Annotated in this window: 11 protein-coding genes; 8 read left to right on the top strand and 3 right to left on the bottom strand. The window is 62.1% G+C overall.

Annotated elements, in window-relative coordinates:
• The first annotated feature begins 247 nt into the window (after nucleotides 1-247).
• The 7 genes from Q7T26_10100 (at nucleotide 248) to Q7T26_10130 (ending at nucleotide 7792) form a co-directional block, all read left to right on the top strand.
• Nucleotides 248-700 carry a transcriptional repressor gene (locus Q7T26_10100; protein MDO8532492.1) on the top strand — a complete coding sequence of 151 codons (453 nt, stop codon included), beginning with the start codon at nucleotides 248-250 and terminating at the stop codon, nucleotides 698-700.
• Nucleotides 701-835: 135 nt separating this feature from the next.
• Entirely contained in the window at nucleotides 836-1276 is a 441-nt protein-coding gene (locus tag Q7T26_10105) for a rubrerythrin family protein (protein ID MDO8532493.1), read from the top strand.
• 142 nt (nucleotides 1277-1418) lie between these two features.
• Entirely contained in the window at nucleotides 1419-2693 is a 1275-nt protein-coding gene (locus tag Q7T26_10110; GenBank protein MDO8532494.1) for an anaerobic glycerol-3-phosphate dehydrogenase subunit C, read from the top strand.
• Between the two features lie 488 nt (nucleotides 2694-3181).
• Nucleotides 3182-3844 (top strand): hypothetical protein, encoded by a 663-nt coding sequence (locus Q7T26_10115; protein MDO8532495.1) that lies wholly within the window; start codon nucleotides 3182-3184, stop codon nucleotides 3842-3844.
• Nucleotides 3845-3962: 118 nt separating this feature from the next.
• Nucleotides 3963-5645 carry an ABC transporter substrate-binding protein gene (locus Q7T26_10120; protein MDO8532496.1) on the top strand — a complete coding sequence of 561 codons (1683 nt, stop codon included), beginning with the start codon at nucleotides 3963-3965 and terminating at the stop codon, nucleotides 5643-5645.
• A gap of 492 nt (nucleotides 5646-6137) precedes the next feature.
• Nucleotides 6138-7211 (top strand): NAD-dependent epimerase/dehydratase family protein, encoded by a 1074-nt coding sequence (locus tag Q7T26_10125; GenBank protein ID MDO8532497.1) that lies wholly within the window; start codon nucleotides 6138-6140, stop codon nucleotides 7209-7211.
• Complete coding sequence (locus Q7T26_10130) at nucleotides 7208-7792, top strand: DUF3501 family protein (protein ID MDO8532498.1); 585 nt, start codon at nucleotides 7208-7210, stop codon at nucleotides 7790-7792. The genes Q7T26_10125 and Q7T26_10130 overlap by 4 nt, the downstream gene beginning before the upstream one ends.
• Before the next feature lie 201 nt (nucleotides 7793-7993).
• Here Q7T26_10130 and Q7T26_10135 read toward each other — a convergent pair whose 3' ends face one another.
• Genes Q7T26_10135 through Q7T26_10145 form a run of 3 tightly spaced genes read right to left on the bottom strand, consistent with a single transcriptional unit; the run spans nucleotide 7994 to nucleotide 9680 of the window.
• Entirely contained in the window at nucleotides 7994-8257 is a 264-nt protein-coding gene (locus Q7T26_10135; GenBank protein MDO8532499.1) for a hypothetical protein, read from the bottom strand.
• 21 nt (nucleotides 8258-8278) lie between these two features.
• On the bottom strand, nucleotides 8279-8584 hold the full coding sequence (locus Q7T26_10140) for a hypothetical protein (protein MDO8532500.1): 306 nt from the start codon (nucleotides 8582-8584) through the stop codon (nucleotides 8279-8281).
• 25 nt (nucleotides 8585-8609) lie between these two features.
• Nucleotides 8610-9680 (bottom strand): hypothetical protein, encoded by a 1071-nt coding sequence (locus tag Q7T26_10145; GenBank protein ID MDO8532501.1) that lies wholly within the window; start codon nucleotides 9678-9680, stop codon nucleotides 8610-8612.
• Nucleotides 9681-10277: 597 nt separating this feature from the next.
• On the opposite strand from Q7T26_10145, the gene Q7T26_10150 reads away from it, so the two are divergent.
• Nucleotides 10278-10668 (top strand): 1-(5-phosphoribosyl)-5-amino-4-imidazole-carboxylate carboxylase (locus Q7T26_10150; protein MDO8532502.1); only part of this gene is annotated, 391 nt, incomplete at its 3' end.

Here is a 10668-nt window from a genome sequence, read left to right on the forward strand (position 1 = left end):
CAGAAGAACAAACTCCGTTCGCAACGCCACGGTAGACACCTCCTGCCATGGCATGACCACCTCCTGTTGTTGAGAAGTCATGCCTATTATGGTGTCCACCATGTCCCTGATCACGTGTTCACGATGTCCCTGATCCATACATCGTAGGAGAAGGGGGCCAGGGGGGATAAGGTAAGCTCCCCTTGACATCCGGAGCGCCGCATGCCACAATAGTAACTGTTACTACTAAATAGGAATTATCATCACAATGGCTGAGACCCTGCAGCGGAAAATAATCCTGGAGGAGCTGCGCCGCTTCCGTCGCCACTACAGCGCAATGGATGTGTACGAGCGCGTCAAACGGCGCATCCCACAGATCTCCTTCGCCACGGTCTACCGCAACCTCAAGCTCCTGCGAGAGAAGGGCATGGTCCTGGAGCTTACCCTGGGGAAGGAGGCTTCCCTGTGGGACGGGCTGGCGGAGCCGCACTATCACTTCACCTGCAAGTCCTGCGGTGAAGTCTCCGACATGCCTGTGGAGTACGACAGCGCATGGGAGCGGACGATAGCCAGAAAGGCTGGTTTCGCCATCACGGGACACCGTGCGGAGTTCTACGGGTACTGCGACAAGTGCAAGGACAAGGCTTCCGTCGCGGAGCAGCGCGGCGCGCGCCCTCGCGGGCGCACGCGCAAGGGGCATGCAAACGGGCATCGCGCCTAGAGCACTGAGGAGGTAGCGGACACCGGAGAGTTCAGCCAGACACAGCGTTTCACATCACCCTGTATGGCGCGTCGAGGGCCTTGAGGCCCTCGTTCAGACGCCTGGCGATAGCACAAAAAGCAAGGAGGAGGAGCTATGACCACCAAGAAGACCCTGAAAGACACAAAGACCCATCAGAACCTCAAGGACGCCTTCGCGGGCGAGTCCCAGGCCAACCGCCGATACAACTATTTCGCCCGCGTCGCCGACATCGAGGGGCACCCGGACATCGCCGGCGTGTTCCGCGACACGGCGGAGGGCGAGACCGGCCACGCCTTCGGGCACATGGACTTTCTCAAGGAAGTCGGCGATCCCGCCACCGGCGTGCCAGTGGGCGACTCGGAGAAGAACTTGAAGTCCGCCATCGAGGGCGAGACCTACGAGTACACACAGATGTACCCGGGCATGGCCAAGACCGCGCGGGACGAGGGTTTCACGGAGATCGCCGCGTGGATGGAGACGCTGGCCCGCGCTGAGCGCTCCCACGCCGGCCGCTTCACCAAGGCCCTGGACGCGCTGAAGGCGGGACAAGCCTAGGAACAGGACCCTCTCGGCGCCAGACCATGAATGAGTGCCCCGCCAATGCGCGGGGCACTCGCGTCTTACAGCCGTGAGCGGACATAGCTACCAGAGGCGCCGCAACAAAAGGTCGTGAGAGAACGACGACGGGGAGACTTCGATGACCCTGGACATGAGAAAGCCGGAGTACTGGGACGACAAGGGGCTGGACAAGGAGCTTCGCCGCATCTTTGACATCTGTCACGGGTGCCGGCGCTGCTTCAACCTCTGCCCCTCCTTCGACGAGCTGTTCAAGGCCATTGACTCCAAGGGCGAGGACGTGGCGAACATGGGCCAGAAGGACCTCCGCCTGGTGGAAGACCTGTGCTACCAGTGCAAGCTGTGCTACAACCATTGCCCATACACGCCGCCGCACCGCTTCGCCATTGACTTCCCGCGCCTGATGCTGCGGGGCAAGCTCATCCACGTCAAAACAGAGGGCATCCCCCTGCGCGACCGGCTCATGGGCAACACCGACGGGCTGGGCAAGCTGGGCGTCGCCACGGCCCCCCTTGCCAACATAGGCAACCATATTCCAGCGCAGCGCTGGGTCATGGAGAAGACGCTACGCATCCATCGCGAGGCGCCCCTGCCGGACTTCGCCAGGCAGAGCTTCTCCGCCTGGTTCAAGAGCCGGAAGCGCAGCCTCAGCGCGCCGGACGCCGTCAACGGGAAGGTGGCGCTCTTCTATACGTGCTTCGTCAACTACTACGACCCGGATGTGGCGAAGGCGGCGGTGCGCGTGCTGGAGCGCAGCAAGGTGGAGGTGGTCGTGCCGGAGCAACGGTGCTGCGGCATGCCGTACATGGACAGCGGCGATATCCAGTCCGCCAGGCGCAATGCGGAGGCCAACCTGAAGGTACTGGCGCCGCTTGCCCGGCAGGGCGTGCCCATCGTGGCGCCCGGCCCCACGTGCAGCCTCACGCTGAAGCAGGAATACCCGCACCTGACGGACTCGCCGGAAGCGAAGCTTGTCGCTCAGAATACATTTGACCTGTCCGAGTACCTGATGAAGCTGCACAAGGACGGCAAGCTGGACACCAGGTTCGCGCGGGGCGCGGGCAAGGTGAACTACCACGCGCCGTGCCACCTGCGCGCCCAGAACATCGGCTACAAGTCGCGCGACCTGATGCAGCTCCTACCCGACACGACGGTGAACGTGGTGGAGCGGTGCTCCGGGCACGACGGCGCCTGGGGCATGAAGGAGCAGTACTTCAAGCTGTCGCTCCAGGTCGGGCAGCCCCTCTTCGACGGCATGCGGGAGGGAGCGCCGGACGCGGTCGTGTCCGACTGCCCGCTGGCGTGCATGCAGATAGCACACGTCACCGGGCGCAGGCCGGTCCACCCCATCCAGGTCGTGGCCGCCGCGTACGGTCCGCCGGACAAAGAGACGTAGAACCTGTGGAAAACCCCAGGATTCTACGCTGGACTACCGAAGGCGCTCATGATTCGACAGGCTCAGCTTGAGGACCACCCCTCGTTCCTCCCACGTTTATAGCCGTCGCCAGCACGTGCTGGCGACGGCCGTACTGCGGGGGCAACGCACTCTACGACGTCTCCCCGTCCTGAGGGTCCAAAGGTGACCTCGAAACAGCGGCGGTCCTCCACTCGGGCGTTTCCCTCCCCTGGGGCAGGGCCCTTGACGGTGGATACGGATCCGCAATTTGCTCCGTTGCTCAGCAGTTACTCTTTGCCATCCCATACCCCTAGTCTACCAAAGACTGGATGAGGTTTTGCAAAAAGCTCTAGGCCACCCTGATATTGCACCACTTCCTGGGACTGTACTCAAACCTCAAAACTTGGCCGAGCAAAATGGGCAGAGAAACAGTTGACCTTCCGCTTGTAACAGAGTATAAATACAGCAACGCGGTACTGGGAGGGATAATGGGCCAGGGTTTTCGGCAAGGATATATTGTGCTTGGGATGAAGGGGAAGACGAAGGCCTCCACGCGAGATAAATGGAGCCAGGATCTGGACAACGTCTGGGATGAGATAGCACCGGTTATGCGGAAGCAAAAGGGCTTCCTAGGCGTGAAGGCACTTTGGAATATCGCGAATAACCAGGAAATGTTATTGTTGGCCTATTGGGAGCGTCTTGCTGACCGTTTGGCTTACGAAAACAGCGTGGCGGGCGGTCTCCGGGCGCGTATGGAGACGATACTCCAGGGAATGCCATCTCGCCCCAAATACCGCATGATCCGAGACACAAGAGTCGAGTTGAGTGACATCAAAGGCGGTCACTTGGTGACTAGTTTGACTGCCACGTCACGGGCTTCCTCTCCTGCAGAATTTGAACACGACTTAGGTAAAGTATGGGACCGACCAGGAAGAATTGACGCGTCGCATACTGACTCTCCTTTCCTAGGCGCGCAGGTTATTTGGAGCATTGATGGTACTCGCGAGGCGTGTCTTCTGACATTCTGGAGGTCTTTGGAGAAGCAGTCAACTCACGAGACCACTGCGCCCTTTCAGACTGGCGCGAAATTCCAGGAGATTCTCGAGCCTCCTATTGTGCATTCGCAGTACGTCATTATTAAGTCGGTTTAGAAAGGGCGTCGGCATTATCTTCATTTCTCGCCGATGTTCACAGCCGCGATTTCACAAATGAGAGCGTAGCGCCAATCGGTGGTCCACAATCCCAGCCGGAATAGAGGAGGGCGAATTTATGAATCCAGCATATCCCGTGCGGAATCCATGGCACCATCTTGGGCTTGTGTGCGCCATGTTATCCTTCATCCTTGCTGTTGCAGCCTGCGCTCCGGCCACTCAGGGCACGCCGACACCTGCTCTGACTACACCTGCAGCGTCCGCCGGAACAAGTCCGACTCCGCAACCGACTCCGGAACAGCCTCGCTACGGTGGCACCCTGACCATTAGCACAGTCTCAGACCCGGAACATTTTGATGTTCAACAGGGTTCCGGTATCAACGTGGTCATGCCGCTCGCTCCCGCCTACAATAGCCTTCTGTACTACGATTCTAAGACGGGATCCAAGATCGTTCCCGGGCTGGCCGAGAGTTGGGACGTTGCCAAGGACGGCCTCACGTACACGTTCAAGCTACGCAAAGGCATCAAATTCCACGATGGTACGCTGCTGAGTGCGGACGACGTTGCCTTCAATCTGGAGCGCATGAAAAGCCCGCCTAAAGGCGTAGTGAGCCAAGTCGGGCCTTACATGGTGACTGTCGACAAAGTCCAGACAGTTGGTGATGACACGGTCACAGTCACAATGAAAAACCCGTTCGCCCCCTTCTTGGCTGCATTGGTCTTGGACAGGGCGCCGATGTTCTCCCAAAAAGCCGTGCTGGTGACGGGCGACATGAAGACCACCGTCATGGGAACAGGCCCTTTCAAGTTTAAGGCGTACACTCCAGGCGTCAGCTTTGAGCTGGTCAAAAACCCCGACTATTGGGTTACGGGCCGGCCCTATCTCGACGGCATACGTTTCGCAATCATTAAGGATCCCGCGACACGCCTGGCGGCGTTGCGCACCAGTCAAACTCAGCAGAGTGGGCGGGTGTTCGGCGCTTTGACTCCCGCAGAGGTAGCAACCCTAAAGAGCGACGTTCCAGATATGCGCTTCGTGCCGTCCCCGTCAGTCGTCGGCCCGTGGTTTTTCATGAACATGCGCAATCCACCCTTCAAGGATGCCCGAGTGCGCCAAGCGATTAACCTTGCCCTAGACCGGCAAGCAGCTATCAAGGTGGTTGCCCAGGGCGCGGGATCTCTGGGTACGTATTTCCCTAATGAAGGATGGGGAAGCTCAACTGAAGAGCTTCTTAAGCTTCCTGGGTTCCGCCAGCCGCATGACCAGGACTTGGCGGCAGCGAAGAAACTTCTCACCGATGCGGGTTATCCGAACGGATTTTCGTTGAAAATACTTTCACGAAACAACGAGGTGACGAAGGCGGGGGCGGTGTTCATGACCGACCAGCTATCGGCGATCGGAATCACGGCGAGCGTTCAGGTCATGGAAGACGGTGCCTTCTTCGACAGCGGCCGCAAAGCCCTCCACGAGGCCATGGTCTTCACGCCGGCTACCGTGATCGCCGACCCGTATGACTTGGGGCGGTTCTTTGCTCCCAATAATCCTTTCAACTTCTCAGGGAATGATAATGATGCAAAATTGAGCGACCTCTGGGGAAAGCAAGTCCGCACGATCGACGAAGCGGCGCGGAAACAAATTATTCTTGACGTTGAGCGCTACCTGCTAAACGAACAGGTCCCAGCAGTCCCCATCGTTTGGCCCACGACGTATATCGCGATCTCGTCACGCGAGCACGGCTTCGTCCCGGGGATCACAGACTATTCCAACAATCGCCAACAAGATACATGGCTCTCCCCATAGAGAGCAGTCGCATGCTCCGCTTTAGGGCATCAGCGAAGTTTAGACGCATTGAGGTATGAAGAATCGAGGAGACCACGGCTTGGTTGAGGATCATTCGGAAAGGCGTGTTGCCGTTATAAGCGAAAGAAACGAGCCTTCGGAATACATGGCGAGTATTTAACGAGAATAGCGCACCCACGAGACACCGAGCTCAATTCGCCAGTTCCGTGATATCGCGCAAGCATTCGCCCGCTAGTCTACCCGCGCCAGTCGTCCACCCAGTCCTCGATGTCCGGTACGATGGTACCCGACGGCAGCCGGCGTGTTGAACCATGTCCTTTCGAGTGGATCCGAACTGACGGACTGCGATGCTACAATCCGGAAGTGTTGAATCCAACTATTGAGGCCGAGTATCCTTATCGCTGAAGGCAAACGCGTCGTAGGTGGCGCGTGCTCATCCCACCATGCGCGGGGAGGAAGCCTCGCTCACCCTGGGCTTGTCGAAGGACGAGCGTGTCCGCTTCTGAAACGCCTTCTCGAAAGACAGGAGGGCCTACGCGAGCCCTAGTCACGGGAGGCACGGGCTTCCTGGGCCAGGCCATCGTCGCCCGGCTGCTGGCGCGCGGCGACGGCGTGGCGGTCCTGGCTCGCCGCGCCAGCCGTATCCCGCCCGCGTGGGCAGGGCGCGTGGACGTGCGCTACGGCGACCTGACGGACGTCCGGAGCGTCGCGGCGTCGCTCCACGACGTGGACACGGTGGCCCACTCCGCCGCCCTCGTGACGTACAGCGGCGCGCGGCGGGACGACTATCTGAGAGTGAACGTCCAGGGCACGGAGAACGTGCTGGCCGCGATGACAGCCGCGGGCGTGCGCCGACTGCTCCACGTCAGCTCCGTGGCCGTGTACGGAGTCGAGCGCGACCACAGGGGCGCCAATGAAGCGGCCCCCTACGGTGTGCAGACGCTAAGTCCCTACGCCGCCTCCAAGATCGAGGCGGAGCGGCGCGTCTTGGACTACGGGCGCAGGGGCCTGCTGGCGGTGAGCGTGGCGCGGCCAGGCTGGATATGGGGGCCGGGCGACGGCGCAAACGTCCCCCGCCTCATGCCGTTCATCCGACGCGGCCTGGTCCCGCTGATGGGTCACGGCGACAACGTGCTGCATTTATCTTATGTCGAGAATGTAGCCGAGGGCTGCGTGGTCGCCCTGACCTCGGAGCGCGCCGTGGGCCAGGTCTACAACCTGACCGACGGCGGATCGGTCACGTACCGCCGCTTCGTCGGCGACCTGGTGCAGGCGCTGGGGATGCGGCCCCGGTACGTCCGCATTCCGTTCGGAGCGGCTTACGCCCTCGCCGCGCTCATGGAGGGGCTGTACAACGTTATACCCGGCGGGCGGCTGCCGCCCCTGACCCGCTGGCTCGTGCTGAACACGGTGCGGCATATGGAATTCGATATCGCAAAGGCGCGCCGGGAATTGGGCTACGCGCCGCGCGTGACGTACGAGGACGGCATGAGACAGACGACGCCGTGGCTACGCGCGCTCGCCCAGGGCGCCCGGGCCGCCGAAAAGGAGGCGACTTCAACATGAAGAGAATTGAACAGTCCGATGTGAAGCTTGGCGCAGACTACGAAAGCATTCGGCCTCGGTTCCGCGCGCGCGTCATCCGCGAGAAGGAGCAACGGCGCGTGCAGGTCGGCGACGCGGTCTCTTTGCACTTCGAGAACAGGGACACGGTGCTGTTCCAGGTCCAGGAGATGGTGCGCATCGAGCACATCACGGAGTCGGACAAGGTCCAGCACGAGATTGACACCTACAATCAGCTACTCCCCGAAAAGGGCGAGCTGAGCGCCACTCTGTTCATAGAAGTGACGGACGCCGACCAAATCAAACCCATGCTCGACCGTCTGAAGGGGATTGACCGCGGGCGCAAGGTATTCGTGCGCTTCGATGGCAAGCGCGTCGCCGGCGTCTTCGAGGCGGGCTACAGCACCGAAGTGAAGCTCAGCTCCGTCCACTACGTGCGCTTCCCGTTCACTCCTGCGCAGATGGAGCAGTTCGCGGCGGCGCAGGACGTGGCCGTGGTCATCGAGCACCCCGGCTACAAGGCGGAGGCGCAGGTGCCGCCGCGCACCCACGTGGCACTGATAGCGGACCTGGCCGCGCGCTAGCGTTCCGTCCCTGAAGTACGTGTATGCAGTCAGGCATGGGAAGCGTTCGAGGTAACGCCCCTCGCCACTTACCGTCTTTCCGGCGAAAAGCTTGCCCCGTACCCGATACGGGGCCGGAATCCAGCGTTCGCTGGTGCTTCTCTGGATACCGGCTTCCGCCGGTATGACATGGAATAAGGAACGTTTTCCCGAAACAGGACGCTAAGAAGCTGGCTGCTCCCCCGCTCTGGCGCGCGAACCCTGAGAGGCGGAGACGCCCTGTGTCTCCACTCTGTCCGCTATCGTGCTGGCAAGTCGCGTCAGCGCGGCGTTGTCGAGGCTCGCGACAGGGTGCGGGACGGCGACGAAGGGACGCTCCGGCACACCACGAATTCGCGCAATCGCCTTGACGGTGGCCGTGAACGGCTCGGTGCAGACCAGTATCGAGGGAATGCCGCGCTCCTCCATGGAGATGCTGTCATGCATACTGCATGAGCTGCACGAGCCTCAGTCCCCCAGGCCCACGAGCACGATGTCGCATTTCCTCGCCATCTCGTCCAGCACGGCGGCGGGTGCGGGCCGCGAGCTGCTGCCGCTGGTCATGAGCACGCTCCCCGCCAGCTTGTGCCGTCGCGCCAGCTCCTCATAGACCAGGGTCAGAAGCTCCTTGGCCTTGGGCTTCAGGTTCTCCAGAATGCCCACCGTCGCGCCCTCCAGGCTGGCGAGACGGGGCGCGGTCTTCCCGGAGCGGGCGACCTCCCGCACGACGGGGTCCAGGATGACAATGCCGCTCTGCGCTTGCTGTTTGCTCATCGGCGTTTCTCCTCCCGTTGACGTACTACGCTTTGGACCTGGCGGGCGGACGCACCGCGCGCGTCACCGCCTTCGAGTTCAGCCCGCGCCCCCAGGGCGGGATGCAGATGGTGAACGGCCCGGCGTCGCCGCCTCCGGTGAGCACGAAGATTCCCTCCGCGCTGCGCACCGTGGGGACCCACTTCGTCGCGTCCGACGGCTCCGGCGCCCCCAGCAGCAGGCCGTGCTTCTTGAGGTACTCCGCGGTCCGTCCCGCATGAGTGGCGAGGTACTGCCGGATGGACTCCTTGTCGCAGCCCTTGCCGTGGAGGATGCGCCGAAGCTCCGGCGAGAAGATGACGACGTACTCGCCCACGCTGGGCCCGGACGCGAGCATGGTGCCGGTCCCCCGCATGGTGTCGGCGACGGCGGAGAGGATGACCTCCGGGTCGGACGGCCCCGCTACGTTGACCTGGTGCGGCCCCTCCATCGCCATGATCGTGACCGTGCTCTCCTCGCGCTTGAACCCGCGCTCCACGTGGAACGGCGTCCACGGGCTGTTCGCCTCGTCCTCCGCGATGCAGTAGGTGTACTTGCCAGGATGGCCGAAGCAGGACTTGTCCAGCACGCCGGGCGTGCCGCCGAAGACGTTCAGTATCAGAAGCCGCACCGTGCGCCCGATGGTGGCGTTCGCGCGGTTGCCCGGCCCGAAGAGGTTGACCCCGCTGTTGATGCCCAACTCGCGGGTGAGCGGCCCGTTGCAGATCACCAGCGGCGCGGAGCCGCCGGTGCTGATGGAGCTCCCGTGCAGGTTGTACGCGTCGTCGGTCATCGCCTCGACGATGGCGAGGACGACCGGAAAGTACTCGATGCGACAGCCCGCCATCACGGCGTTGACCGCGACCTTCTCCGCCGTGGCCGTCCGATCGCGCACCAGGTTCCGCCCGACGACCTGCGCGGGCGCCACGCCGACGTAGTCAAGCATGGCCGCCACGCGGTCTTCCGTGGGCGGGACCACGGGCAGGCCGTCCGTCCAGCCCTGCTCATAGCAGTACTCGATGGCGCTGAGCGCATCGGCGAGGTGGTGTCGCTCCGCCCTGGGCGGCGTAGTCGTCATGGGGTCACTCTCCGAATAGCTGGATAGTAGCGCACGATGTCTGTCATGGTGTCGCCCTCCCGTGGGCGTATTATGCGCCCCGCCCCTATGACCGTCAAGCGCGGCTTATCCCCTGCCAGGACGTTTGGTACGGGGCCACAGCCTGCGATGGTTGATGCAGTTACGGCCTCACCCCCTCAGTCCCCCTCTCCATCCATATGGTGATGGAGAGGGGGAAGAATAGGGATGTGGGGACACCCCACACCCCGGCAGGAGGGGCTCTGCCTCCTGCACCCTCCAGCGTGGCAGGACGACACCCTGTTGAGTGACACTGGGAGCATCTATCGGCAAAGGGCGTGCACGGAGCCCGCGGTTCCGACCGGGGTTTTAGGGGTGTCCCCTAAAGCTGTCTTCTCTCCCCCTCTTAGGCCTAAGAGGGGGAGTTCCTACGTTTTGCTGCTAAGACAAAGCTAGTTCATGTCCATTAGAACAAAGCGCGATTGCTCTGGCGCGAGCGGCTATCCCTTCCTATGCTATGATAGATAGCGCATCCAGGGGAGGTAGGCCATAGACACCGAACGGCTCTCAGAACTGCTCGCCCGCGTCCGCTCCGGCGAGATGGACATCACCGAGGCGCTGACGCGGCTCAAGGCCCTGCCGTACCAGGACATGGGTTTCGCCAAGGTGGACCACCACCGGGCGCTCCGCAAGGGCTTTCCGGAAGTCATCTTCGGCCAGGGCAAGACGCCGGAGCAGATCGCCGCCATCGCCCGTGAGATACTCACGCGTTCCGACAAGCTTCTGGCGACCCGCGCCAGCCCGGAGGCCTTCGCGGTCGTCAAGGCCGCATTGCCTGACGCCGTGTACCACCCCCAGGCCAACGTTATCACCTTGGACCGCGCGCCCGCGTCCGTGCGCCGCCGTGGCGTCATCGTCCTGAGCGCGGGCACGTCGGACATCCCCGTCGCGGAGGAGGCCGTCATCACCTGCGAGCTGATGGGCAACGAGG

The sequence above is a fragment of the Dehalococcoidia bacterium genome (genome assembly GCA_030648205.1).
Taxonomy (GTDB): Bacteria; Chloroflexota; Dehalococcoidia; order JAUSIH01; family JAUSIH01; genus JAUSIH01.